The sequence below is a fragment of the Polyangium spumosum genome, from assembly GCF_009649845.1.
GTDB classification, from domain to species: Bacteria; Myxococcota_A; Polyangia; order Polyangiales; family Polyangiaceae; genus Polyangium; species Polyangium spumosum.
Map to the genome: position 1 here is coordinate 115,830 of NZ_WJIE01000006.1, position 24,775 is coordinate 140,604.

A 24,775-nucleotide genomic window follows, 5' to 3' on the forward strand; every position below is an offset into this window, starting at 1 on the left:
TTATATCATGCGCGGCTCCAGGAGATCATCGTGCAGACTGCCGCGTTCCCTTGGAGACCCCACCCTTGCGCTTCAGACCGAGGCCGTGGAGGTACAGGTCCGGGACGTCGTATTTGCCATTCCCGCGGTCGCGCACGATGCCCAGGTCGAGGAGCATGTCGACGAGCTGTTCGGGTGAGCTTGCTGGGGGACGCGAATCCTGGTCCTCACCCGACCACACGTCCCATCCCGCCGCGAGAGCCGCCACGAGTACATGCCGCGACTCCCATGGTACCCGCGGGTCCGAGTGCAAACATACCTTCAGCTTGGGGAGCCACCGAATCTCGGTGGCAATTTCCTGGACATGCGCTTGGGACCCGTCATCGAGGGCGTTTCGAAGAGCGATGGGGCTCAGCACTTGCGAACCGGATGCGTGCCCATTCTCGAGTTCGAGGGCGGCCGCGTTCTCCAAGAGCAAGAACAGAGACCGAGGGAAGACCTTTCCGTTCCCATCCCGAAGATGATCGAGGAGCCACGAGAATGCCTCCCCCTTCACCTTCGCGGCCCCCATGTAACGCCCCACCAGTCGTTCCACGAAGGACCTCGCATCCTCCCGCCTCGCGAGGATGGGTATGTGCTCGAGGACGGGATCGAAATCAAAACGAACTCTGTCTCCGCTGCTGCGCTTACAATACAAGAACCATGCATTGCTCAGGTTGGCGAGGTGTTTGAGCATCGCGCCATACAAATTTTTGTCTGACCACGAAAGCTCGACATGATCGCCGTACGATTTGATCATTTCATCGACGATATCGCGGACGTGATATTTGTAAATGTCGGTCCGGAGGAACATCTTGGGACGGATCCGCGACCAGCGACGACCGTGCTCGGCCCATAAACGAAGCAACCCGCGGACGGTCCCCCCCGCCAGGGTCTCCAGGGCGTCGTATGTCACGAAAGCCCAACGGTCTTCTTGCGCGAGCCTCCGGTCGAGGCTCTCGAGGACGACCAACGCGGATGCAGGGTCGCCCGCGAAGTGGGGCTGCAAGGCATCAACCAGGGAAGAAAGCCAGAACTTCGTTGCTGCAGTTTCCTCGTGGGCGTGGTCTTGGTGGAGAAGAATATGCCCGTCCGGTGGCCTTGGCCAGCGCGCCATCGGATACCCTCGCAGCCACTCGGCCTCTCCGCGGACGACACGCACGCCGGACGCTCGACGCATCGCCGCGCCCCTCAACGTATCGCTGGAGAGTACGTTGAAAAGCAGCGTCTTGCCGGCGCCGGGGTCGCCCACGACCAGCACCACCTCGGGCTCGAGCACGCGCAGGTGCTCCGCGACAGGGTAGAAGCTTCGCCCCGCACGTCCGGCCGTCTCGGCGCTGCGGGTGCCCGAACGTAAACTCAGGAGGAGCTCTTCTCTGTCGTCCGAAGTCATGGGCCCCCCTTCAGTCGACCCCCTGATCAGGCCCTTTCTCGCCTACGGGAAACTGCGCGAGGATCCGCCCAGCGACTTCGCGGTAGGAGCCGACCACGAGATCGGGCACCACATCGTCGAGCGATGGAAAGAATGCGAATCGGGATCGATAAGGAATCGCTATCGCTCGACTGGGCGCCGACTTCGTATCGATATCACGCACGGACCAGAACTCGTCGCCGGGGTCTTCGTCCGCCGCGACCAGATAATGATCACGCATCGTCCCTTCGAGCCAGTCCTGGAATTGCGCACGGGCCAGCTTTTCGACCGCCACGTTGTCGACCACCATGGCCTGCACGACGAAACAATTGGCCTGCAAGCCATCCCTTCGAATCCGCTCCTCCCCGAGGTTCCGGATCACCTGCGTCAAACCGAGCTGACTCTGCGTGCTATTTGTCCCGAAGAGCACGTGCAGGTGCGCGATGCCGTCCAGCAGGAGGCCGGCGGACGCGGACAGGCCCGCGCGAGAATCGAGCAGGATCCAATCGGGCTCGATCTCGTCCCGCGCATGGACGAGCAGACCCTCCAGCGGATGGCGCTCTCCCCGTACCTCCAGATCGATCCGAGATAGCTTGGCTAGATAGCTTTCGTCCACGCTCCCGGCAGGCATGACCACGATCTCGGCGCCCTCGGCGTCGCCGACGAGAGATTCGCGCCTGCATCGGTGCACATAGTCGCCGAATGGCACGTCGCCGAGCGGCGCCTCCAGGAGATAGTCGACGACCCCACGAGAAGCATCGTCGTCCCCGCCTGGCAGGTCTTTCGGATCGGGCGCGAGGAGCGTCCCGGCGCCGGGAGCGTCGAGATCCATGTCGATCACGAGCACCCGCTCGCCTTCCCGTGCACGCTGGATCGCGAACGCGGCGAGCGCCGTCGTGCGACCCACGCCGCCCTTGAACGAATAAAACACGACGATGGGCGGCCCCTTGGCCGGCGTCCCGTCCTCCTTCGTCTCCGCCTTGGCAGGTCGCCATTTTCGGCTCGCTTCCCATGGAGGTGTGCGGAAGCGAGGGAGCCAGGCCGTACGGGTGCGGGTACGGTCGTCGATGCGGAACTTATCGATACCGGGGACGGTGATCCCCTCGTCCCAGGCCGACGAATAGACGAGCTTGTCGGCGCGGGAGGTCTTCGCGGAAGAAATCCAGACCTGGCCGGTCCAGAACCGGCCGGAGCCTGCGAGCGCTCCCTCGACGCGGGCCCGGAGCGCTCCCTCCTCCGCACCGGGGCGCAACCAGAGGATCACGCGCAGCAGACCGAAGAGGTCCTGCCCGAGGACCGCTTTTTCAATGCTCTCCTCGGCCTCCACGAGCGTGGAAAGAGCGTGCACCGCATTTCGGCGCGCTTCAGCGATGTGAACGTTCGCCGTCATGACGTGACCAGCCCGTCTCGCATCATCGCCCCGACGGTCGATACATACACCGCCTCCGCCTCCTTGACCCATGCCGTGGCATCCTTCACGGCCCCCTCCGCGTGGTACCGGATGTCCGTGAACTTTGCCTGCCAGCCGAACGGAGGGTTCTTCGGATTGATGGTGGGCGCATACCTCGCAACGTATGGGGCGAGCACGGCGGTGTAGCCAGTCGTCGCCTCTGCCAGGTCGCCGAGGTCATGGTCACGTCCTCGCTCCCGCGCCTCCCGGCGGGCCTCGCCCCTGAAACGCCTGAGCGTCGAGCCAGTCGGCTGAAGCTCTCGCCTCAAGTTCACCTTCTGGCCCTTGCGCCCTAGCTCGATCGCGGTCGCCTCCGCCTCCTTCGCGAGGCGGCCGATCATGACGACCGACCTCAACGAGCACTCGACGACGTACCCTGCCAGGTACGCCGCCCCGTCATGCCGCTGCGCGTCGAGGAGAGTCCGCGCGTCCTCCAAATGCTTGGCCGCTGCTGCGGGGTAATCGTCCCCGTTGCTCGATGCCAGGTTCGACACGCGCGCAGGCTACATGTTCGGCCTTTCCAGGCCAAGCTTCCCTCGCCCGCCGCCGCTCCGCGGCAAACGCCGAACCACGCGACGTGGCCCCCCTCCCCCTCCTCCCCACCCACCCCGCCACGCCGCCTCCCCCTCCACGTCGCCGCGGCCGAGCCTCCGGCGCCCTTTTCGCGCCGTCCTCCCCGCCACGGCGGACGCACCAGCACCCTTTCCGCACCCTCCGCCACGCCGTCGACGAGCGTCCCGCAACGCCGCCGCCCCCTCCGCCACCACGCCGCAGCGCCCCGAGCAACGTTTCCGCACCCTCCGCCACCACGCAGCGCCATCGTACGTCACCTCGCCGCGCCCTGCCCCTCGCCCGGCGACCGCCCAGGCAGCAAAAATCCGCCGCATGACATGCAGGCGCGCTCCGTCTTGTTGTTCGCTCTCCACGAACAACCAGGAGGTCTGCCATGTCGGTCCTGCCCAACGCGAAGACGCCCACTGCCCGCTGCGAGCTCAAGAGCCTCTACACGAGGACGATGCTCGAAAAATTCGCCGACGTCCCCGCCCTGAATGGCCTCGCAGGAAAGCTCGAGGGCGCCACGAGCGCGCTCCTCGCGCGCGAGGGGGCGTATCAGCAGAAAATCAAGGAGCTCATCGTCGTCCGCGTCGAGGTCCAGTTCACGAACAGGCTCGCCGATCAGGTCGTGCGCCTCGCCCTCAAGCGCGCCGAGATCGAGGATGGGCGCCCCGGTGGGCGGATCGTCACCGTCCTCTTCCCGAACGGCTCGACGCCGATCATCAAGCCCGTCGGCGGCAGACAGGTCAAGGAGATGCGCGCCCTCGAAGGTCGTTACACCGAGAGCGCCGCCATCTACCCCGCGGGCTCGGACGAGCTCGACAAGATCACCGCCGCCCGGGTCCGGTACGAGCAGGCGCTCGAAGCACGCAGGCTCGGCATGGAAGCCGCGGCCCAGGCGCGCTCGGCGCGGAACCTCGCCAAAGAGGAGTTTCTCGACGTCTTCGCCGAGGTCGCCAATCGCATCAAGGCCGCCTTCCCCCGCGACAAGAAGACCCAAGACCTCTTCTTCCTGAAAGACAAGACCGACGACGGGCTCGACGCCGCCGACGTCGCCGATGTCGCCGACGGCGAGGGGTAATCCGAGCGCCCGAAGCCCAGCGGGCCGGGACGGCGTGGACAAAAAGAAAGAGCCCGGCTCGCACCGGGCTCGAAAAGGTTCCTTACCGCCGTAGACGTGGGTTGATTCGCTTGAACCCCTAGCTTGCGGCTAGGTGGGTACCCGATGTGCCGCTTCAGGCTTCCCGATGACTTCTCGGGCCTAGCTCACCACGACAGCTTTGTGGGCCCCTGGTTCATGCTTACTCGGGATTCAATTGCCAATCACCTCACAGAGAACAGCAGAGGGAACGAGCCTATCTTACAGAGATAACGTTCCCCCGCAACCCCCCAGGCGACCTCATGCATTGATCGCGTCCACCAGCGCATCATGCAGATGCCCATTCGACACGGCGAGATGACCCTCGTGGTAGTTCGGCACCCCGCCATCCAGCGCCGTCACCCTCCCCCGCGCCGCCAGCACCACCGCGCAACCCGCCGCCACATCCCAGATGTTGAGCTTGCGCTCCCAGTAACCGTCGTACGTCCCGTCCGCGACCATACACAAGTCGATCGCCGCGCTCCCGCAACGCCGCACCCCCTGCACCACGTGCTTCACGCTCATGAAGGAGTGGAAGTTGTTCGCAGGCGCCACGTTGCGGACCGGCGGAAACCCCGTCGCCACGAGCGCGTCCTCGAGCCGCGTCGTCGGGCTCACGCCACATCGCTGGCCGTTGCGCCGCGCCTCCCCAGGACGGGCCGGCCTGCCCACGACGCTCACGGGCTCTCCCACCCAGCCGCTCCAGCGCAAGCCCAGCGCCGGAGCCACCACGGCCCCCGCGATCGGCTCGTCGCCGTCGAAGAGGCCCACCGAGATGCTCCAGAAGGGGTGGCCATGCACGAAGTTCGTCGTGCCGTCGAGCGGGTCGACGTACCAGACGAGGCCGCCGCGCAAGTCCATCGGCGAGGAGCCGTCGCCCCGCTCCTCGCCCACGACCGGGATGCCAGGCGCGAGCGAGCCGAGGCGCAACGTGAGCATGTCCTCGCTCGCTCGGTCGTACGCGGTGACGAGGTCAAAAGGGCCCTTCGACTCGACGGGCGGGCGCGAGCGGAAGCCAGCGCTCACGAGCGCGCCCGCCTCCTCGGCCACGAGCTGCGCGATCGCGGCAAACTGCGCGCGCTCTCCCGTCGTCGTGCTCTTCATCGGGCGAGCGCCCCTCGGAGCTTCTCGTAGATCCCACCAAACGCGCCGTTCGAGAGCAACGCGATGGTGTCGCCGGCCGCCGCGTCCCGCGCGAGCAGGGTGACGATCTCGTCGACGGACGAGGGCAAAAGCGCGCGCTTGCCCCGGGCCTCGAGCGCCTTTGCGAGCGCGCAGAGGTCGAGCCGCTCGGCCTCGGGGATCTCGGGGCGGCCGAGCGGGGCGAGGACGATGACGTCGGCCGCGTCGAAGGAGGTCGCGTATTGCGCCTGATGAAGGGCGCGGCAGGCCGTCGCGCTGCGAGGCTCGAAGACGGCGAAGAGCGCGCCTTGCGTGTGGCGAGCGCGCAACGCGCGAAGGGTCTCGTCGACGGCCGTGGGGTGATGGGCGAAGTCGTCGTAGACGCGGACGCCGCGTACTTCGTAGAGCAAGTCCTGCCGGCGGCGGACGCCCTGGAAGGTCGCGAGCGCGGAGATGACGGTGGAGAGCGGGACGCCGAAGCCCTGCGCGACCGCAGCAGCAGCAGCGAGCGCGTTGCGGATGTTGTGACGGCCAGGGATCGTGACCGCGGCGCGGCCCGCGTAGACGCCGCCGGCGTAGAGGTCGAAGGACTGGCCCGCCTCGTCGACCTCGGCCGGCGCGGCGAGCCAGTGCGGCGGTTTTCCATGGGTGTCGTCACCCTCGAGGGCGAACCAGGCGACCTCGGCGCGGGCCGAGGCGGAGACGACGTCGACGACGTGTTCGTCGGCCGCAGCCGCGACGATGAGCCCACCCTCGGGGACACGCTCGACGAAGCCGCGGAAGGCCGCGAGGTAGGAGGCCTCGTCGGGGTAGATGTCGATGTGGTCGTGCTCGATCGAGGTGAGGATCGCGACCTCGGGGCGGTAGTGCCAGAACTTCGGGGTCTTCTCGAAGAAGGCCGTGTCGTACTCGTCTCCCTCGACGACGAAGGGCGTTTTCCGACGCGCGAGGCCTTCCCCCGTGACGAGCGGCAGGCGTCCGCCGCGGGCGACGTCGCCGGGGACGCGGAAGCTCGTGTCGAAGTTCTTGGGCAAGCCGCCGATGAGGAAGCCCGGGTCGCGGCCGGCCTCGTGCAGGAGCCAGGCGGCGAGGGCGCTCGTCGTGGTCTTGCCATGGGTGCCGCCGACGACGAGCGGGGAGCGAAACACGAGCAGGAGCTCGGCGAGCGCATGCGGCATGCTCTTCGTCGGGATGCCGCCGTCGAGCGCGGCGCGAGCCTCGGGGTTCGACGGGCGGCAGACGTTGCCGATGACGACGAGGTCGGGGCGGGGTTCGAGGTGCGCGGGATCAAAGCCCTCCATGAGCCGGATGCCCCAGCGCTCGAGGGCGGGGCCCATGGGTGGATAAAAGGCGACGTCGGAGCCGGAGACGTCATGCCCGCTGGCCTTGAAGAGCCCGGCGAGCGCGCCCATCCCGGTGCCTGCGACGCCCACGAGGTGCACGTGCATGGCGGGGAGTTTGCTACAGGAGTGCAGGAGGGCGCCACGCTCAAAGCGCCGCGACGAACACCACGTTTGATTCCCGGTGGCGCTTCCGATAAAGCCGGGATCATGAAGAAGGTTTCGAGCGCGCTCGTCGGCTTGTTCGTCACGTCCGCCCTGCTCGTCGCCGCGTGCGGCCAGCCCAAGCAGGCAGAGGTGCCCGACGCCCTGGGCGACACGGGCGCCGCCGACATGGCCAGCGAAGAGGCCGCGCCGAAGCCGGCAGAAGAAGGCGACGCCAAGCCCGAAGGCGAGGCCGACATGAAGCAGAAGTGCTGCACGTCGTGCAAAGAAGCGCTGGCGACGGATCGCTCGGGCACGCCGCCGGATCAGATCCCGTGCGCAGACTTCACCGCAGCGCTGAGCCCGTGGTGCCTCGAATACTTCCGCGCGAATCCGACGAAGGCATCCGAGTGTCAGTGATCCTCTCCCCTCTCCCGCGAGGGAGAGGGGCTGGGGGTGAGGGAGTCGTCCGATCCAAGGATCGAGCCCAGCTCGTGTAATCTAGGGCCATGGCGCGACCTTCTCGTCCTCCCGGCTTCGACATGACGTACCGCCCGGACAGCACGGTCTCGTTCGGGCCGCCGCTCCGGGAACGCCTCCCCTGGCTCGCCTACCTCGGCGTCGCGCTGCTCATCTCGGGCGCGATCGTCTACGGGCAACACGCCCCGACGAACTCGTGGCTCTTCAAGTACGTCGTCGAGGACGACCGTCACCGCATCATGCCGGCGAGCGTGTGCGCGATCATCCTGTTCTGCAGCGCGGTCGCAGGCGTGTTGCGTGATCAGATGCGCGGGGTCGTGGTGAACCCGGACGGCATCGTGTTGCGGGAGCTGCTCTCGTTCGGCGTGCCGCGGGTGCGGACGTGGAGCTGGTCGCAGATCGACAAGGTGCGCATCCCGAAGACGGAGCAGAAGGACAAGGAGCTGCCGGTGCTGCTCGGCAGCATCGGGCTCGACCTCTGGGACGGGACGAGCGCGCTCCTGCCACCCGTGAGCAACATGCTGGAGCTCGCGATGATCCTCGAGCGCGTGGCCCTCGCCCGCGCGATCCCGCTCGAAGGCACGACGGGCATGCTCGACGAGCTGCAAGCCGCCGGCGTCGACAGCAAGCGCGCGCCCGCAGCCTAGGTCAGCGCCCCTTCTTCGCCTCGAAATCCGAGAGCAACGCCGCCCGCAGAGGCGCGTCCGCGAGGACGTCGAGCGCCGTGAGCGCGAGCGCCTGCGCAGCCACGAGCATCGCCTCCGCGCCACGCTCACCGCCCGCATGCCGCGCGAACGGGTGCTCGTGGCACATGGTCTCGCCCTCGTCGCAGATCGCGATGAGCGGGTGGATCGAGGGGATCACGTGCGAGATGTCGCCCATGTCCGTCGAGCCCATGCTGCGCGAGGGGTCGACCTCACGCGCAGGCCGGCCGAGCGCGGCGAGGTGCTCGCCGAAGCGACGCGCGAGCGGGAAGTTCGGGCGCAGGTCCTTGTAACCACCACGCTCGTGGACCTCGACCTCGACACCACACGCGATCGCCGCGCCGCGCGCGCATCGCTCGACGAGCTCGCGCACGATCGTGAGCTCGGCGAAGGAGGACGCGCGCACGGCGTAGTCGACGACCGCGCGCTCGGGGATGATGTTCACCGCCTGGCCACCCTCGACGATGATGCCGTGGAGGCGCACGCCATCACGGAGCTGCACGCGCTGCACGTCGACGAGGTGCATCGTGCCGAGCGCCGCGGCGAGCGCGCTCTTGCCCTCCCACGGGGCCATCGCTCCATGCGCAGGCACGCCCTTGAAGCGGAGCGAGAGCCAGTACGCCGCGAGCGACGTCGGCGCGAGCAAGTCGCAGTCGTAGGGGTGGAACATGAGCGCAGCCGTGACGCCCTCGAACACGCCGGCATGCAGGAGGCGGATCTTGCCGCCGCCGCCCTCCTCGGCAGGCGTGCCGATGATCTCGATCGTGCCCGCGAGAGGCGGGCGCGCCCGCGCGATCGCGAGGAACGCGCCAAGCGCGCCGCCCGCGATGAGGTTGTGGCCACACGCGTGGCCCATCTCGGGCAGCGCGTCGTACTCGGCGAGGATCGCCACGCGTGGGCCCGCGCCGTCGCCGAGGCGCGCGCGGAAGGCCGTCGGCAAACCACCCGCGCCGCGCTCGACGGGGACACCCTCGGCCTCGATCGCCTCGCAGAGCCAGGCCGCGGCGCGTGTCTCCTCGTAGCAGAGCTCCGGGTGGGCGAAGATGCGCGCCGCGACGTCACGGACGATCGGCGCGACGGCACGCGCGGCCGCGAGGATGGGCTCCCTGTCGGGCCTTTCGGCGGGCATCGTCTGCATGGCTTGATCGGCGCAGCATACAGCCCCCTCGCGCGGGGCGCTCGTGCGCGCGACGTGCCGCCGGGATGCGTTAAGCTGCCGCCCATGCCCCGCGCCTCGATCCTGTCCGAGGTCCTCCGCCGCCGGTTCGACCCGGCGCTCGAAGCGCTGATGCGCAGGATGAGCCGCCACGACGTGCGCGGCCCCCTGCGCGCCGCGCTCGCGCCCCACCGAAGCCGCGCGATGCGCCGCACGATCGAGCGCTTCGAGCCCCAGATCACCCCGCTCGAAGGCGCCGTGCTCCGAGGCGAGGCCGCGGCGATCGAGCGCTTCGACGCCCTCGTCGCCGAGGCCGTGGCCACGATGCGGAGCGAACGACCGAGGGATCTGGACGGAGACGCGGCGTCCGGGCTCACGGAGCTGCTCTACACGGTGGACGCGCAGCTCTACCGGGATCGACCGGAGCTCATGGATGATCCGAGCTGCCCGGAGGACGAGCGGACCCACGCGCTCGACGTGCTCGATCGGTTCAACCACTGCACGGGGATCTACGAGACGGTGATGGCGGCGATCGAGCCGCTGGTCGCAACGGCGGAGGCGCGCGGAGAGCGGCCGATCGTGCACGACGTGGCGGCGGGGCACGGCGGGCTCGCGCTGGTCCTCGCGGAGCGGTTCGGGGATCGGGTCGCGATCGAGGCGAGTGATCTGCGGGAGGAGTACCTCGCGCTCGGGCGCGCGCAGGCCCACGAGCGAGGGCTCTCGGTGACGTTTTCAGTCGAGGACGCGCTCGCGCTCGGAGGGCTCGAGGCGCGGGGCGTCTCCGTGATCACCTGCACCCAGGCCCTCCACCATTTCCCGCCGGGGATGATCGCGCGGATGATGGGCGAGGCTTCGCGGCGCGCGCGCGTGGGCGCGTGTTTCATCGACGGGGAGCGGAGCTTCACGACGCTCGGGCTCGTGGCGCTCGTCGGGGCCCTGTACGGTCGGACGTACACGTTCTACTACGACGCCGTGACCTCGATCCGACGCATGTTCTACGAGGAGGAGCTCGCGCTCGTCGCCGCGCTCGCGCCGGGCATGCCCGCCGCGCGTATCGAGACCGGCATCGCCCCGCCGTCGCACGTCTACGTGCGGATCACGCGGGAGGCGTGATGCGAAGCGCTCGGCTCTTCCTCCTCGGCGCGCTCGCCCTCGCGGCGTGCAACACGTCCTCGCCGCCCGAGCCCACGCCCGAGCCGCGATCGTCGGCCGCCGCGCCGCGCCCCGCGCCCTTCGATCCGAAGAAGGTGACGCTCGACGACAAGGCGATGGGTACGCACGTGGTGATCACGACGTACACCACGCGTGAGCTCGACGAGGCGGCGATCCGCGCGAAGCTCGACAAGGCGCTCGCCGAGATCCGCAGGCTCGAGAAGCTCATGACGACCTGGCGCGACGACAGCGAGATCTCGCGGATCAACCAGGCCGCGGGCAAGCAGGCCGTCGCCGTGGGGCCCGAGACGTTCGAGGTGATCAAGAAGAGCATCGCGGTCGCGGATCGCTCGGAGGGCGTCTTCGACATCTCGTTCGAGGCGATGCGCGACCTCTGGCGCTTCGACGAGAACAAGGTCGAGGAGGTACCCAAGAAGGCCGAGATCGACAAGGCGCGCGCGCTCATCGACTACCGCAAGATCAAGCTCGACCACGAGGCGCGCAGCGTGATGCTGATGAAGCCGGGCATGCGCCTGAGCCTCGGCGGCATCGCCAAGGGTTACGCCGTCGACGCGGCGGCGAAGGTGCTCTCGGCCGAGGGGCTCGCGTCGTTTTACGTGCAGGCGGGCGGCGACCTCTACGTGCGAGGAAAAAAACCCGACGGCTCGGCCTACCGCGTCGGCGTGCGGGATCCACGCGGGAAGGGGCCGAACGACTACTTCGCGATGATCGACGTCACCGATCACGCGTTCTCGACGGCCGGCGACTACGAGCGCGCGTTCGTGAAGGACGGCAAGCGCTGGCACCACATCATCGATCCGCGCACGGGTTACCCCGCGCGCAAGAGCCGCAGCGTGACCGTGTGGGCCAAGGACGCCTTCACCGCCGACGGGATCGACGACGCGATCTTCATCCTCGGACCGGAGAAGGGCCTGTCGATCTGCGAGGAGCAGGAGGACTGCGGCGCGGTCGTGGTGGACGAGAACAACAAGGTGTGGGTCTCGAAGCGGCTGGAAGGCAAGGTCCAGATGTTTCGAGAACCAACGGACGGGATCTAGTCGCTACACGCCGCGGAAGGCGGGCTTGCGCTTCTCGGCGAAGGCGCGCAGCGCTTCGAGCCGGTCCTCGCTGCGCAGCGTCTCGTCGTAGTAGACGCGCTCGAGCTCGAGGCCGAGCTCGAGCGGCACCTCGTACGACGTGTCGATCGCCCGAAGCGCGGCGCTCTGCGCGATCGGCGCGCCGCCGGCGATGGGCTCGATCCAGGCGAGCGTGTCGTCGAGCACGCTCGCGCCCGCGGGCGAGACGCGGTTGACGAGCCCCCACGCGAGCGCCTCGGCCGCGCCGAGCTTGCGGCCGAGCAGGATCATCTCCTTCGCGCGCGCCTCGCCGACGACACGCGGCAGCCGCTGCGTCCCGCCCGCGCCGGGGATGATGCCGAGCGTGGTCTCGGGGAGCGCGAGCTCGGCATGCGGGGCCGCGACGCGCAGGTCGCAGATCAACGCGAGCTCGAGCCCGCCGCCGAAGGCGACGCCGTTGATCGCCGCGATCACGGGCTTCGTGCTGCGGTCGAGCACCCCGAGCTCGGTGCGGTAGAGGCCGACCTGCTTGCGCACGTCGTCGGGGCTCATGCCCTGGCGCTCCTTCAGATCGGCGCCCGCGCAGAAGGCCTTGTCACCCGCGCCGGTGAGCACGATGGCGCGTACGTCGGGGTCGCTCACGAGCTCCTTGCCGAGGCGCCCGAGGGCGTAGAGGGTGTCGCGAGAGAGCGCGTTGCGACGATCGGCTCGGTCGATCACGAGCACGCCGACGGCGCCGCGACGCTCGACTTTCACGGGGGAGGATTGATCGGACATACGCCGTGCGTAGCGAAGGCGAGGGCGCGCGCAAAGGGGCTCGTCGTCGTGCGATGCTCGCGTGGTGACATGAAGCAAAAAGCGCTCGGGCTCCTGGGCCTCTGGATGGCTTGCGTGGCGGCGTGCTCCCCCGACGGCCCCGCCGTGACGAGCAGCGCGGGCGGCGCAGGTGGCGCAGGCGCGGCTGACGCTGGTGGTACGCGCACGTGCTCTCGCGGAGGTACGGCGGATGGGGCTTCGACGATCTCGGCGGGCTCACGGTGGATGACGCGGGCTCGATCTTCCTCACGGGCGCCTTCGAGAGCACGATCGACTTCGGCCCCGTCACCGGCAGCCCGCTCGCGAGCCTCGGCGGCGTCGACCTCTTCATCACCAAGCTCTCCGCGAACGGCACCGGCCTCTGGGCAAGGCGCGCAGGCAACACCACGAACCAGCGCGGGCTCGCGATCGCGGCCGCGCCGAACGGCGATGTGCTCGTCGCCGGCGACGCTTCGGGCACCTTGCACATCGACGGGCCCCTGCTCTTCCCGAAAGGCGAGCGAGGGCTCTTCCTCACGCGGATGTCGACCGAGGGCGCGGTGCTCTGGGCCCAGATCTTCGGCGGCCCGCAGTCGGTGTCCTTCGGCGTCTCGCTCGCCGTGGATCCGGCCTCGGACAGCGTCGTCGCCGCGGGCTTCTTCGACGACGTCGTCGACTTCGGCGGCGGAGCCCTGCCCTCGGCGGGCAACGTCGACGCCTTCGTCGCGCGCTTCGCGAAGGACGGCTCGCACCTCGGCGCGCGCGTGTTCGGTGGGCCGGGCCCGGACGGCGTGCTCGCGCTGGATCTCGGGCCGAGCGGAGAGCTCTTGCTCGGCGGCGCCCATACGAGCCCGATCGACTTCGGCGGGGGCGTGTTCACGACCTCGAGCCTCCTCGACGCGAACGGGTTTCTGGTGCGCCTCTCGCCCCCGAGTGAAGCGTCACGCCGCTGATCCGAGGAGCGAAGATCCGTGGCATGCTCGGATCGATGAATCGCAGGATCCACAGGGGATTGGCTTGGTCTTTCCGGCACCTCGGCGCGCTGGTCTCCGCCGCGTCGATCACCACGATGGCGCTCGTCGCGTGCACGCCCGAGGAGCGCGATTTCGGCACCACGACGAGCTCGAGCGGCGCGGGCGGCGCCGGCGGCGGCGAGGGCTGCGTGCCGGATGAAGAGAGGGCTTGCTACACCGGGCCTCCCGGCACCGAGGACGTCGGCCTCTGCAAGCGGGGCATCCAGGTTTGTCTGCCGAACGGCTCGGGCTTCGGCGAGTGCGGCGGCGAGGTCCTGCCGCAGCCCGAGAACTGCGCGACGCCCGAGGACGAGGCGTGCAACGGCGACGAACCAACCGACTGCCCGCCGCTCGATCACGCGTGGAGCAAGGGGTTTTCCATCGCCAGCGAGGTCTTCGTGCGCAGCGTCGCCGTCGACCCGAACACGCACGACATCGTGATCACCGGCGAGCTGCGCGGCACCGTCGATCTCGGCGGCGGGCCGCTCGCGAGCACGGGCAGCTCCGACATCCTGCTCGCCAAGTTCGGCGCCGACGGCACGCACAAGTGGAGCAAGCGCTTCGGCGACGCGTCGTCGCAGGACGGCAACGGCGTCGCGATCGACGCCGCGGGGATGATCTACCTCGCGGGCATGGTCATCGGGGCGATCGATCTCGGCGGCGGCGCGCTCACGAGCGAGGGCAGCTCCGACGCGCTCGTGGCCAAGTTCGATCCGGAGGGCAACCTCGTCTGGGCGAAGCTCTTCGGGGACACGAGCTCACAAAGCGCGACGAGCGTCGCGCTGACGCAGGCAGGCCAGGTCGTCGTGGCCGGCAAATTCTCGGGCACGATCAACCTGGGCGGCGCCGCGCTCACTGCTCCGACGGACGGTGACCTCTTCGTGGCCAGGCTCGACAGCTCGGGCTTTCACTCGATGTCGCGCCGCTTCGGCGGGACGGGCGACGAAGACCTCATCGGCGTCGTCGTCGACAGCCAAGGCAACATCACGATCACGGGCCACTTCAGCGGCGCGCTCGACTTCGGCAACGCGGGCAGCTTCACCAGCGCCGGCAGCGACGACGCGTTCGTCGCCAAGCTCAACACGAGCGGCGTTCCGGTCTGGGCGAAGCGCTTCGGCGACGTCGCCGATCAGGAGGCGCTCGGCATCGCGGTCACGCCGGGCGACGAGGTCGTCGTCTCGGGGCGGCTCGCGGGCGCCATCGATTTCGAGGACGGCTCGAAGATCGAAGCACCACCAAACGCGACGAACACGTACCTCGTGAAGCTCGCGCCGGACGGCGTCCTCGCCTGGAGCAAGCTCCTCGGCGGGCCGATGTCCATCTCCGACTGGGGCATGGGGGTCGGCGTGGCCAACGATCGCATCGTGACCGCAGGCTGGTTCAGCGATCAGATCGACTTCGGCGGGGGCGCGCTGGCCTCGAAGACGCAGGTCAGCCCCTTCGTCGCGCAGCTCGAGCTCGACGGCGCACACAGGAGCTCTCGCACGTACGACACGATCATGCCGGCCGGGGTCCTCGCGCTCGGCGTGATGCCGACCGGCGACGCCATCCTCGCGGGCATCAGCTACGCGCCCATCGATCTCGGTGGTGGCCCGCTGCAAGCGAACAGCGAACAGGAGGCCGTCCTGTTTCTCGCGCGCCTCCTGCCCTGAGCGTGGCATGCTCGAAGCGATGAAGCGCTGGATCCAGAGCAACTTGGCTTTTTCGTTTCGACGCTTCGGCGTCGCCTCTCTCGCGGCGATGACCTTCGCGGCGTGCTCGCCGGTGGAACGTCAGTTCGAGCCGACGGGCGCGGGAGGTAGCGGCGGGGGCGGCGGCGCGGGCGGCGGGGGCGGCGGCATGGTGTGCACGCCCGACGAACAGAGGTCCTGCTACACCGGGCCTCCCGGCACCGAGGACGTGGGCCTCTGCAAGAAGGGCACGCAGGTTTGTCTGCCGAACGGCTCGGGCTTCGGCGAGTGCGGCGGCGAGACGCTGCCGCAGCCCGAGAACTGCCTCACGCCCGAGGACGAGGCGTGCAACGGCGACGACGGGGACCAGTGCCTCGCGCTCGACATCGGCTGGCTGAAGTCGTACGGCGAGACGCTCACCGCGCAGCTCATCAACGACGTCGTGATCGCGCCCGACGGCAACATCGTGATCGCGGGCTCGTTCGCCGGGATGATCGACCTCGGCGCGGGCCCCCTCGCGAGCACGGGCGGCTACGACGTCCTGCTCGCGAAGATCACGCCGCTCGGCGAGGTCGTCTGGGCCAAGCGCTTCGGCGACGCGGACACGCAACAAGCGTACGCCGTCGCCAGCGACGCGATGGGCAACATCTACGTCGGCGGCCGCGTGTTCGGCTCCGTGGACTTCGGCAACGGCGTGCTGACGAGCGCGGGCTCGGATGACGCGTTCGTCGCGAAGTTCGACACGAACGGCGACCCGATGTGGAGCAAGCTCTTCGGCGACGCGTCAACGCAACAGGTGCGGGCGATCGAGGTGACCAAGGCAAACCAGGTCATCCTGGCGGGCACCTTCACGGGGACCGTGAACTTCGGAGGGACGACGTTCACGAGCGCCGGCGGCACCGACAGCTTCGTGGCGAAGCTCGACGAGACGGGCTTTCACGCGGGCTCACGCCGCTTCGGCGGGCAGGGGTTCGACGAGGTCCGCGCGATCGCGCTCGGCGAGATGGGGCAGGTCTACATGACCGGCATCTTCGACAGCACCCTCGACATCATCGCCAACCAGCCGCTCGCCTCGAAGGGGCTCCGCGACGTCTTCGCCGCGCAGCTCTCGCCCACGCTCTCGCCGGTCTGGGCCAACGCCTGGGGCGACTCATCGGCGCAGGAGGCCTTCGACATAGACTTGTCCCCGACGGGCGAGCTCCTCCTCGCGGGCGCGTTCGAGGGCAAGGTCGACTTCGGCGGTCAGGTCGTCGCGACCGCCGACGCCTCCACGCGCGCGCTCTACGTGGTGCGCCTCGCGAGCAGCGGCGACGTCGTCCTCTCGGCGAAATCTTTCGGCGACGCGACGGCGTTCGTCACGCAGGCGCACCTCGCCGTCGACGCGTCCGATCAGCTCGTCGTCGTCGGCACCTACACCGGCGGAATCGACTTCGGCGGAGGGCTGCTCACGAACGTCGAATCCGCGGACCTGTACTTCGCCAAGTTCGCCGCCGACGGCGGGCACGTCGCGTCCCGCGTCCTGCAGAGCGAAGCTGGCAAAGGCATCGACGCCACGAACACGATGCTCGCGCTCGCGCTCTTGCCGACGGGTGATGTGATCGTCGCCGGCCAGCACCGCGCGCCGTTCCTCATCGACGACGCGCTGCTCGGCGCGTTCGACGCGAAGCACGGCAACGCCTTCCTCGGCCGCTTCTTGCCCTGAGCTACCGGCTGCCGCCCCGCGCCTTCTTCCCCATCCGCGACAGGAACGGCCGCACCATCATCTTCGGCAGCGCGTCCACGGTCATCGCCATCGCCCGCGGCACGACGCCCGGGATCACCCGCGCCTGACCACGCCGAAGCCCCGCGACCGCCTCCTCCGCGCACGTCACCACGTCCACGTACATCGCCTTCGGCAACTCGGGCCGCACGTCGCTGCCCGCGACGTCCTGGAACTCCGTCGGCACCGGGCCCGGACAAACCACCGTCACCGACACGCCCGTGCCCGCGAGCTCCGCGCGCAGGCCCTCGCTCAGGTGGTTCACGTACGCCTTGCTCGCCGCGTACGCGCTCATCGCGGGTGAAGGCAAGATCCCCGCGATCGACCCCACGTTCAGGATCGCCCCCGATCCCCGCGCGACCATCGACGGCACGAGGCGCGCGAGCAGCATCGTCGTGCTCACGACGTTGAGCTCGAGCATCCGCTCGATCTTCTCCCAGTCGCGGTTCTCCAGGAGACCGTAGTCCCCGAAGCCCGCGTTGTTCACGAGCACGTCGACGACCTCGCCTGCCTGCACGAGGTCGTCGAGCATCGCGCCGAGCGCCTTCCTGTCGAGCAGGTCGACCGCGCGCACGAGCACCCGCAGACCGGGCCTTGCGGCCACGAGCTCACGCGCGAGCTCGTCGAGCCGCTCGCGCCTCCGCGCCACGAGCACGAGCGCACCCACTTCGCGCCCGAGGATCCGAGCGATCTCGCGCCCGATCCCCGCCGACGCGCCGGTGACGAGCGCCGTTTTACCGCGAAGCTCGTTCATCCTTCTTCCTCTTCTTGCCCTTCTCGACGGCCTCCTTCTCCGCCTCGGGTTTGTCCCCGTCGCGGTGGATGCCGTTCGCCTGGCCGTTCGTCTCTTTCGGCGCGAGCAGCGCTTCGATCTTGCCGAGGCGCGCCTTGAGCTCCGCGTGCTCGGAGCGCAGCGAGTCGAGCTCCTCGCGCAGCCGCTCGGCCTCGCGTTTGCCCGCGCCGCCGAGGTCCCGCAGCGCCTCGCGGATCCGGCGGCGCACGCGGCCGTCGAGCTCACGCTCGAGCTGGCGCGCGAGCGGCCCGCGCGACTTCGTGTCGCCGACGTCGACGAGCGCGCGCACCACGTCCACCTTGAGGTACGGATCCGACTGATCGAGCAGCTCCTCCAGCGCCTCGCGCACCTTCCGGTCCGTGCCGAGCTTCGGCAGGGCCATGATCGCGGCGCGCCGGCCGCGCGTGGGGATCCCGTAGCGGGTCCGCGTGAGCACGTGCGCCTGCGCGCGCTCGTCGCGCAGGGCCGCGAGCCCGTCGAGCGCGCCGGCGCGCACGATGTCGGCCCACGAGGCACGATCGAGGACCTCGATCAGCGTGTCGAACGCCGCGCTCTGCCGGGTCGCGCCGAGCGCGCGCGCGGCCTCTGCCTCGACGAGGTAACTCTCGTCCCGCAGGGTCAGGCCCTTCAGCGCATCGGCCGCCTTCGCCGAGCGGAACTTGCCGAGCGCCGCCGCGACCGCGCGCCGCACCTTCGCGTGCGCCGTCCGCGCGTGGGCGAGCAGGTGCTCGAGCGCGTCGTCGCTCCGGATCTGCCCGAGCGCCGACGCGGCCTCCGCGCGCACGCCCCAGAACTCGTCCTCCTTCGCGAGCGCCGCGCCGAGCGCGCGTGTCGTCGCCGGATCGTCGAGCTTGCCCATCAGGCTCGCCGCGAGCAGCCGGCCGCGCGCCGTGGACGCCCCCGCGAGCTGCGCGCGCAGCAGGTCGGCCGGGCACTCGACCCGCACGTCGCCCACGATCCGGAGCTCCGGATCCACCACCACGAACGCGGGCCGCTTGGGCACGCGGATCGTGAACGTCGCGGCCTGCGACTCCACGCGCCGCACCTCGCGCCGCACCTCGCCGTCGATCACGATGTCGAGCTCGAGGTCGAGGGCGAAGACGTGCGTCCCGGTGTCGTCCTTGTCCTTCTCCTTGCCGTCCTTCGCCTGCGCCTGCTTGACCGTCACGATCAGGGCCTCGCCCTCGTGATCGATCTTCACCTCGAGCTCGGGGTGCCCTGCTCGGAAGACCCACTGCTCGAAGAAGCGCTCCAGGCTCCTGCCGCTCGCCTCTTCGAGCGCGCGCATCAGGTCACGCGTCTCCACGATGCCGCGCGCGTGCCGCGTGAGGTACACGTTGACGCCGCGCCAGAACGCCTCGTCGCCGAGCTCGAGCCGCAGCATGTGCAAGACGCACGCGCCCTTCTCGTAGAGGTGGCGATCGAAGATGTCGATCGGCGCCTCGTAGTCCTGGCACACGATCGGCCGCCGATAGCGCCCTTGCGCCTCGCCGATGTACGACGCCACGTCGCCGCGCACGCCGTGCTCGTACTCGTCGCGGCCGAGGTGCCCCTCGCGATCGACGTGCTCCATGTACGTGGCGAACCCCTCGTTCAGCCACGCGTGCGACCAGTCGCGGCACGTCACGAGATCGCCGAACCAGTGGTGCGCGAGCTCGTGCGCGATGAGGTCGTCGGCCGTCACGTCGATCGCGGCGCGCTCGTCGAGCAGGATGTGCTCGTACATCGTCGTCGCCGTGGTGTTCTCCATCCCGCCGAAGATGAAGTCGCTCACCACGATCTGCGAGTAGCTCTTCCACGGATACGCGACGCCCGTGAGCTCGCCGAAGCGGCGCACCATCTCCGGCGTACGCTTGAACGTGCGTTTGCCCTCGTCGGTTTTTCCTTTGGGCACAAAGTAATGCAGGCGGACGCCCTCCGACTCGTCGTCGATCCGCTCGAACTCGCCCGCGACGAGCGTGAACAGGTAGCTCGGGTGCGGGTCGTCGAGCCGGTAGCGGTAGACGCCGCCCTGCTCCTCGTCCTCGTCGCTCTCGCGCGCGCCGTTCGACAGGGCGAACCAGCCCTCGGGCACCTCGACGCGCAGCGAGGTCGACTGCTTGTTGTGCGGCTTGTCGATGCACGGGAAGAAGTGCCGCGCGTCCTCGTCCTGGCACTGCGACCAGACCTGCGCGGGCCGGTCCCGCACGTGCTCGTCCGGCGCGAGGAAGTAGAGCCCGCGCCGCGGGGTCGCGCTGTACCGCACGCGCACCGTCACGCGAGCGGCCGCCTCCGGGATCGACACGCGCAGCGTCTGCCCGTCGTAGACGTGTTCCGCCGCGACGAACCCGCCCTCGTCCCCCGCGCGGAGCTCGACCGCCGCGAGGTCGAAGCCCACGGCGTCGAGCGCGAGCTCCTTCGCCCGCGCGTCGACCCGCGACACGTCGAGCAGCGCCTCGCCCGAGACCGACTTCTTCGGCACGTCGAGGCGAAGGTCGAGCGCGATGTGCGTGACCGTGAATGGCCGAGGCCGTTCGTAGACGCGTTGCACGCCGGCGAGCGCGAACGGGCGCCCGGAGGCAGCGGAGGCGGACGATTGGGCGTAGGACGAAAGGCTTGATCCGCACGCGCAGCGGTCGTGGAGGCGGTGCTCGAGGCTCATCGATCGGCGAGTCTTACCCAACAAACCCGCCGAGCAAAGCCCCTCGCCGCGGGAAAACCGCGCTAGCCTCGCCCCCCTCGTCATGAACCGCCGCGGACGCAAGCCTCTGCTCGCCGGGGCCCCGGGCCAAAAAGGCCCGGACGACGCCCCGCCGCGCCCGCGATCCGGCCCCTCGGGGCCCGCGCAGCACACACTCTTTGCAGCTCAAAAGGCCTCGCCCTCGAAGGACGGCACCGTGACCCTCGAAGGCGAGGTCGTGCGCGTCACCTACGAGAACGACCAGACCGGCTTCCGGGTCGTGAAGGTCGCGATCGACGGCCACGAGGCGCCCCTGCCCTGGGTCGGGCGCTTCCAGCCCGTCGCCCCCGGCACCCGCGTCCGCGCCACGGGCAAGTACGAGCGTGATGGTCGCCACGGCGACCAGCTCCGTGTGGAGACGCTGCTGGAGATCGCGCCCTCGACCTTGCAAGGCCTCGAAAAATATCTCGGCTCGGGCATGGTCCCCGGCGTCGGGCCCGTCTTCGCCAAGCGCATCGTCGAGACGCTCGGCGAGGACGCGCTGCGCGTGCTCGACGAAGCGCCCGAGCGCCTCGCCGAGGTGCCGGGCCTCGGCTCACGCCGCGCCGAGGCCGTCGCCAAGGCCTGGGCCTCGCAACGCGTCATCCGCGACATCATGATCTTCCTGCAGCAACACGGCGCCTCGGCCGCGCTCGCGACGCGCATCTACAAGCGCTTCGGCGCCTCCGCGATCGACATCGTCAAGCGCTCGCCCTACCGCCTCGCGCTCGAGGTCTGGGGCGTCGGGTTCAAGACGGCCGACCAGATCGCGCGCGCCGTCGGCGTCTCGCCGGACGCGCCCGAGCGCGCGCAGGCCGGCGTCCTGCAGGTGCTCAACGACCTCGCGGGCAAGGGGCACGTCTACGCCGAACGAGAGGCCCTCGTCAGCGCCGCCGCGCTCATGCTCGAGCGCGAAGAAGAAGGCGTGGATCAGGCCATCGACATGCTCGCGTTGTCTGGCCGCGCGCACGTCGAGACGCTGCCCACGGGCGAGGTCGCCGTCTACGAATCGTCGCTCCACGAGGCCGAATCGCGCCTCGCCGAGCGCCTGCTCGCGCTCCTCCGCGCGCCCGGCCGTCCGCTCTCGGGCCGCCGGGGCGAGCCGCCGGAGGCCGCGGCCAGCGCCGCGATCGAGGCCTTCGAGGCCCGCACGCGGGTCGCCCTCGCGCCCGCGCAACGCGACGCGATCGAGCAGGCCGCGCGGAACAAGATCCTCGTCATCACGGGCGGTCCCGGCGTCGGAAAGACCACGATCGTCCGGGCGATCCTCTCGCTCTTCGACCTCACGGGCCAGGTGGTGCGCCTCGCGGCGCCCACGGGACGCGCCGCCAAGCGCATGAGCGAGGCGACGGGGCGCGAGGCCATGACGCTGCACCGCATGCTCGAGTTCGACCCGAAGGCGCGTGGCTTCCTCCGCAAGAAGGGCCGCGCGATCGAGGCCGACGTGCTCATCGTCGACGAGGCCTCGATGATCGACCTGCCGCTCTGCGACGCGCTCACGCAGGCCATCGCGGACGAGGCGCGGCTCGTGCTCGTCGGCGACGTCGATCAGCTCCCGTCCGTGGGCCCTGGCGCGGTCCTGCGCGACGTCATCGGCTCGGGCGTGATCCCCACGGTGCGCCTCTCGCAGATCTTCCGGCAGGCCGAGGGCAGCCTCATCGTGCAGAACGCCCACCGCATCCACGACGGCGAGAAGCCCGAGGGCGCGACCGACAAGCGCGGCGAATTCTTTGTGTTCCAACGAAATGACCCCGACGAGGCCGCGGCCACGATCCACGACCTCGTCACCGAGCGCATCCCGCGCGGCTTCGGCCTGCATCCGGTGCGCGACGTGCAGGTCCTCTCCCCGATGAACAAGGGCCCCGTCGGCACGATCGCGCTGAACGAGACCCTCCAGCGGTCGCTCAACCCCGACGGTCCTTCGGTCACCCGCGGCGGCAAGCTCTTCCGCCTCGGCGACAAGGTCATGCAGCTCAAGAACGACTACGAGCGCGAGGTCTACAACGGCGACGTCGGGATCGTCCGCGCGATCGACGCCGAGGCCGGCACGCTCACGGTCACGTTCGACGGCCGGGACGTCGCCTACGAGGAGAGCGACCTCGACGACCTCGTGCTCGCCTACGCGACGAGCATCCACAAGAGCCAGGGCAGCGAGTATCCCGCCGTGGTGATCACGCTGCTCTCGCAGCACTTCGTGATGCTCTCGCGGAACCTGCTCTACACGGCCGTCACGCGCGGAAAGAAGCTCGTCGTGCTCGTCACGGACGGGCGAGCTCTCGGCCTCGCGCTCTCCGAGACGCGGCGCGAGGAGCGGCAGACCGGCCTCGCCCACAGGCTCCGTCGAGGTTGACGCGTCGGTTCGAGGTGAACCACGAAGAGCCGCGGATCCGCGGCGGCCGTTGCTCTGCCTGAGGCATCCTGCTAGCCTGCCCGCCCCTCTCAAACAACGGCATTTTCTTTCCCGTCCGACGCGCGCCACAGCGCTCGTCGAGCGGCGACCGCGGGCGCACGAAGCGCCCCGCGCGATCCTCGGGTGGAGCGACCATGGCGCAGAACGGACAGCAGGGTGGAGTGGCGGCGGGACTTCAGATCACGGGCGGCGCGGCCATCATGGCGCCCGTCAGCGCATTCCCCAACGGAGTGCCTGGCAACGCTCTCATCGTGATCCCGCTGTCGAAGGTCGACGACGAGACCAAGGAAATGCTCGACAAGGGCCCGTCGCTCGTGACGCCCGAGCAGATGTGGAAGCTGCTCGGCTTCAACGGCCCCGCGGTGCAGGTGCAGGACGAGCAGGGCCGCCCGATCGCGATCGGCCTCGAGGACCTGCTCTCCGGCCTGGAGAAGCACTGGCAGGAGCAGCCCGACGACCTCAACCGCGCGCGCATCTACGCGCAGGAGCTGCTCAAGTACAACCGCCTGCAGCGCGCCGAGCAGGTCCTCTCGAAGGTCGTGGCGAAGGGCGGCACGGGCGACGACTGGCTCGCGCTCGGCATCGCGCAGCTCCAGCAGGAGAAGCTCGACAAGGCCGAGGGCACGCTGAAGGGCGCGCAGAACCTCCTCAAGGACAACCCCTACCCCTCGCTCCACCTCGCCAAGGTCTTCCAGCTCAAGAAGGAGGCCGACAAGGAGCGCGAGTTCGTCGACAAGGCGATCGGCATCAGCATCGGCTGCATCGACGCGTGGGCCTACCTCTTCCAGCACCTCAAGCAGAACGAGGGCGAGGACAAGGCGATCGCCGAGATCGAGAAGATGGCGACCGACAAGAAGAGCGCCGCGCCGTACATCGCGCTGCAGGGCTTCTTCGCCAACGACGACAGCACGCGCGACCGCGCCGTCACGTACGCCAAGAAGGGCGTCGAGATCGCGCCCGACGATCCGCTCGCGCTCCTCTGCCTCTCGGCGCTCTACGGCCAGAAGGGCGACCTCGAGGCCGTCATCCGGCTCCTCCAGCCGCACGAGGCGAAGATGAGCCGCGACGTGCGCATCGCGAACAACTACTTCGAGGCCCTCTTCCAGTCGCGCCAGATCGAGAAGGTCACGAAGCTGCTCAACGCCCTCGCGGGTTCGCCCAACAAGGAAGTCAAGCAGTTCGCCATCGAGCGCTCGCGCCTCGTCGCGCAGTTCCTGCAGCAGCAGCAGCAGCAGCTCGCCGCGGCCCAGCAGCCGCGCAAGTAAACCCGCGCCTCCCCTTCTCCCCTTCGCACGGGGGCTCCGCTCGACGCGTCGAGCCCCCGGCAGACCTCTCCCCCACATCTCCTCTCGGTCGCCGCAGACGCAGCGATCCGTCCCACGCTCATTTTCGCGCCCGTCGTCTTTCACATTTGGAAGCGGGCAGAAACATGGGTAATCTCCGGATCGTGCGCACGTGGCGACCGCGTCCCCCCGTCGTGCTCGTGGTCGATGACGACCCCGACATCTTGAGGCTCCTGGGCATGTGCCTGGAAGCCGAGGGGTGCGAGGTGCGCGAGACGATGTCCCCGTCGGCAGCGCTCGAGCGGCTCGACCGCGTTGATGTCGTCGTCGTCGACCAGCGCATGCCCGAGATGAGCGGCACCGACTTCATCGAGGCCGCGCGCTCACGCGGCTACGGCTGTCGTTTCCTCGTGATCTCGGGCAAACGCGGCGCGCGCGCCGAGGCCGCGCAGGCCGGCGCCGAGGGCTTCCTCGCCAAGCCCATCGGCATGAGGGACCTCATCGGCGAGGTCGAGCGGCTCTTCTACCGCGGCTTCGCGCCCCCCTCGCATCGCGCGTGCGCGGCTGCGGCGCCTACGTCCGGCGCGCCGAAGAGCTCGTCCTAGCAG

The 24,775-nt window shown here is 69.4% G+C and carries 20 protein-coding genes; 11 read left to right on the forward strand and 9 right to left on the reverse strand.

Annotated features, from left to right (window positions below; all coding sequences use genetic code 11):
- Positions 1–25: 25 nt before the first annotated feature.
- From GF068_RS21410 to GF068_RS21420, 3 genes are read right to left on the reverse strand one after another with little or no spacing between them, the layout of a single operon-like run.
- Positions 26–1,411, reverse strand: coding sequence for a hypothetical protein (locus tag GF068_RS21410; RefSeq protein ID WP_153821309.1), 1,386 nt, complete (start codon positions 1,409–1,411; stop codon positions 26–28).
- A gap of 10 nt (positions 1,412–1,421) precedes the next feature.
- Complete coding sequence (locus GF068_RS21415) at positions 1,422–2,756, reverse strand: KGGVGR-motif variant AAA ATPase (RefSeq protein WP_170319603.1); 1,335 nt, start codon at positions 2,754–2,756, stop codon at positions 1,422–1,424.
- A gap of 59 nt (positions 2,757–2,815) precedes the next feature.
- Positions 2,816–3,373, reverse strand: a complete 558-nt coding sequence (locus GF068_RS21420) for a hypothetical protein (protein WP_153821311.1) — start codon at positions 3,371–3,373, stop codon at positions 2,816–2,818.
- Positions 3,374–3,825: 452 nt separating this feature from the next.
- Here GF068_RS21420 and GF068_RS21425 point away from each other — a divergent pair, with 452 nt between their 5' ends.
- The gene (locus GF068_RS21425; protein WP_153821312.1) at positions 3,826–4,515 is read left to right on the forward strand and encodes a hypothetical protein; all 690 of its coding nucleotides are present in this window, start codon (positions 3,826–3,828) and stop codon (positions 4,513–4,515) included.
- 318 nt (positions 4,516–4,833) lie between these two features.
- Here GF068_RS21425 and GF068_RS21430 read toward each other — a convergent pair whose 3' ends face one another.
- Both GF068_RS21430 and GF068_RS21435 read right to left on the reverse strand, forming a co-directional pair.
- The gene (locus GF068_RS21430) at positions 4,834–5,676 is read right to left on the reverse strand and encodes an inositol monophosphatase family protein (RefSeq protein WP_153821313.1); all 843 of its coding nucleotides are present in this window, start codon (positions 5,674–5,676) and stop codon (positions 4,834–4,836) included.
- Positions 5,673–7,142, reverse strand: a complete 1,470-nt coding sequence (locus GF068_RS21435; RefSeq protein WP_153821314.1) for a UDP-N-acetylmuramate--L-alanine ligase — start codon at positions 7,140–7,142, stop codon at positions 5,673–5,675. Before GF068_RS21435 ends, GF068_RS21430 begins: the two co-directional genes overlap by 4 nt.
- A 102-nt stretch (positions 7,143–7,244) precedes the next feature.
- On the opposite strand from GF068_RS21435, the gene GF068_RS21440 reads away from it, so the two are divergent.
- Both GF068_RS21440 and GF068_RS21445 read left to right on the forward strand, forming a co-directional pair.
- Positions 7,245–7,598, forward strand: a complete 354-nt coding sequence (locus tag GF068_RS21440) for a hypothetical protein (RefSeq protein WP_153821315.1) — start codon at positions 7,245–7,247, stop codon at positions 7,596–7,598.
- A gap of 89 nt (positions 7,599–7,687) precedes the next feature.
- Positions 7,688–8,305, forward strand: coding sequence for a hypothetical protein (locus tag GF068_RS21445; protein ID WP_153821316.1), 618 nt, complete (start codon positions 7,688–7,690; stop codon positions 8,303–8,305).
- A gap of 1 nt (position 8,306) precedes the next feature.
- Here GF068_RS21445 and GF068_RS21450 read toward each other — a convergent pair whose 3' ends face one another.
- Positions 8,307–9,491, reverse strand: a complete 1,185-nt coding sequence (locus GF068_RS21450; RefSeq protein WP_153821317.1) for a M20 family metallopeptidase — start codon at positions 9,489–9,491, stop codon at positions 8,307–8,309.
- A 93-nt stretch (positions 9,492–9,584) separates the two neighbouring features.
- On the opposite strand from GF068_RS21450, the gene GF068_RS21455 reads away from it, so the two are divergent.
- Positions 9,585–10,631: a methyltransferase domain-containing protein gene (locus GF068_RS21455; protein ID WP_153821318.1), complete on the forward strand. Its 1,047-nt coding sequence runs from the start codon at positions 9,585–9,587 to the stop codon at positions 10,629–10,631.
- Positions 10,631–11,728 (forward strand): FAD:protein FMN transferase, encoded by a 1,098-nt coding sequence (locus GF068_RS21460; protein WP_153821319.1) that lies wholly within the window; start codon positions 10,631–10,633, stop codon positions 11,726–11,728. Before GF068_RS21455 ends, GF068_RS21460 begins: the two co-directional genes overlap by 1 nt.
- A gap of 3 nt (positions 11,729–11,731) precedes the next feature.
- Here the strand turns inward: GF068_RS21460 and GF068_RS21465 are convergent, their stop codons facing one another.
- Positions 11,732–12,523: an enoyl-CoA hydratase-related protein gene (locus GF068_RS21465; RefSeq protein ID WP_153821320.1), complete on the reverse strand. Its 792-nt coding sequence runs from the start codon at positions 12,521–12,523 to the stop codon at positions 11,732–11,734.
- Positions 12,524–12,729: 206 nt separating this feature from the next.
- Between GF068_RS21465 and GF068_RS21470 the strand changes: the two genes are divergently transcribed.
- The 3 genes from GF068_RS21470 to GF068_RS21480 are packed head-to-tail and all read left to right on the forward strand — an operon-like array spanning position 12,730 to position 16,926.
- Complete coding sequence (locus GF068_RS21470; protein WP_153821321.1) at positions 12,730–13,494, forward strand: hypothetical protein; 765 nt, start codon at positions 12,730–12,732, stop codon at positions 13,492–13,494.
- 35 nt (positions 13,495–13,529) lie between these two features.
- The gene (locus GF068_RS21475) at positions 13,530–15,206 is read left to right on the forward strand and encodes an NHL repeat-containing protein (RefSeq protein WP_153821322.1); all 1,677 of its coding nucleotides are present in this window, start codon (positions 13,530–13,532) and stop codon (positions 15,204–15,206) included.
- Positions 15,207–15,225: 19 nt separating this feature from the next.
- A complete protein-coding gene (locus GF068_RS21480; protein WP_153821323.1) occupies positions 15,226–16,926 on the forward strand; it encodes an NHL repeat-containing protein in 1,701 nt (566 codons plus the stop codon).
- Between the two features lies 1 nt (position 16,927).
- On the opposite strand, the gene GF068_RS21485 is transcribed toward GF068_RS21480, so the two are convergent.
- On the reverse strand, positions 16,928–17,737 hold the full coding sequence (locus GF068_RS21485) for an SDR family NAD(P)-dependent oxidoreductase (RefSeq protein WP_153821324.1): 810 nt from the start codon (positions 17,735–17,737) through the stop codon (positions 16,928–16,930).
- Positions 17,718–20,306, reverse strand: a complete 2,589-nt coding sequence (locus GF068_RS21490) for a M1 family aminopeptidase (RefSeq protein ID WP_338046493.1) — start codon at positions 20,304–20,306, stop codon at positions 17,718–17,720. Before GF068_RS21490 ends, GF068_RS21485 begins: the two co-directional genes overlap by 20 nt.
- A 346-nt stretch (positions 20,307–20,652) precedes the next feature.
- Here GF068_RS21490 and recD2 point away from each other — a divergent pair, with 346 nt between their 5' ends.
- From recD2 to GF068_RS21505, 3 genes are all read left to right on the forward strand, one after another.
- Positions 20,653–22,824 (forward strand): SF1B family DNA helicase RecD2, encoded by a 2,172-nt coding sequence (gene recD2 / locus GF068_RS21495; protein ID WP_338046494.1) that lies wholly within the window; start codon positions 20,653–20,655, stop codon positions 22,822–22,824.
- Between the two features lie 194 nt (positions 22,825–23,018).
- Entirely contained in the window at positions 23,019–24,149 is a 1,131-nt protein-coding gene (locus GF068_RS21500) for a tetratricopeptide repeat protein (protein WP_153821327.1), read from the forward strand.
- A gap of 164 nt (positions 24,150–24,313) precedes the next feature.
- Positions 24,314–24,772, forward strand: coding sequence for a response regulator (locus GF068_RS21505; RefSeq protein ID WP_153821328.1), 459 nt, complete (start codon positions 24,314–24,316; stop codon positions 24,770–24,772).
- Positions 24,773–24,775 lie beyond the last annotated feature (3 nt).

What these genes read in the sequence shown, in the direction of transcription:
- GF068_RS21410 (WP_153821309.1), bottom strand. Translation starts at nt 1,411, where the DNA reads ATGACTTCGGACGACAGAGAAGAGCTCCTCCTGAGTTTACGTTCGGGC.
- GF068_RS21425 (WP_153821312.1), top strand. Translation starts at nt 3,826, where the DNA reads ATGTCGGTCCTGCCCAACGCGAAGACGCCCACTGCCCGCTGCGAGCTC.
- GF068_RS21430 (WP_153821313.1), bottom strand. Translation starts at nt 5,676, where the DNA reads ATGAAGAGCACGACGACGGGAGAGCGCGCGCAGTTTGCCGCGATCGCG.
- GF068_RS21435 (WP_153821314.1), bottom strand. Translation starts at nt 7,142, where the DNA reads ATGCACGTGCACCTCGTGGGCGTCGCAGGCACCGGGATGGGCGCGCTC.
- GF068_RS21440 (WP_153821315.1), top strand. Translation starts at nt 7,245, where the DNA reads ATGAAGAAGGTTTCGAGCGCGCTCGTCGGCTTGTTCGTCACGTCCGCC.
- GF068_RS21445 (WP_153821316.1), top strand. Translation starts at nt 7,688, where the DNA reads ATGGCGCGACCTTCTCGTCCTCCCGGCTTCGACATGACGTACCGCCCG.
- GF068_RS21450 (WP_153821317.1), bottom strand. Translation starts at nt 9,491, where the DNA reads ATGCCCGCCGAAAGGCCCGACAGGGAGCCCATCCTCGCGGCCGCGCGT.
- GF068_RS21455 (WP_153821318.1), top strand. Translation starts at nt 9,585, where the DNA reads ATGCCCCGCGCCTCGATCCTGTCCGAGGTCCTCCGCCGCCGGTTCGAC.
- GF068_RS21460 (WP_153821319.1), top strand. Translation starts at nt 10,631, where the DNA reads ATGCGAAGCGCTCGGCTCTTCCTCCTCGGCGCGCTCGCCCTCGCGGCG.
- GF068_RS21465 (WP_153821320.1), bottom strand. Translation starts at nt 12,523, where the DNA reads ATGTCCGATCAATCCTCCCCCGTGAAAGTCGAGCGTCGCGGCGCCGTC.
- GF068_RS21475 (WP_153821322.1), top strand. Translation starts at nt 13,530, where the DNA reads ATGAATCGCAGGATCCACAGGGGATTGGCTTGGTCTTTCCGGCACCTC.
- GF068_RS21480 (WP_153821323.1), top strand. Translation starts at nt 15,226, where the DNA reads ATGAAGCGCTGGATCCAGAGCAACTTGGCTTTTTCGTTTCGACGCTTC.
- GF068_RS21485 (WP_153821324.1), bottom strand. Translation starts at nt 17,737, where the DNA reads ATGAACGAGCTTCGCGGTAAAACGGCGCTCGTCACCGGCGCGTCGGCG.
- GF068_RS21500 (WP_153821327.1), top strand. Translation starts at nt 23,019, where the DNA reads ATGGCGCAGAACGGACAGCAGGGTGGAGTGGCGGCGGGACTTCAGATC.
- GF068_RS21505 (WP_153821328.1), top strand. Translation starts at nt 24,314, where the DNA reads ATGGGTAATCTCCGGATCGTGCGCACGTGGCGACCGCGTCCCCCCGTC.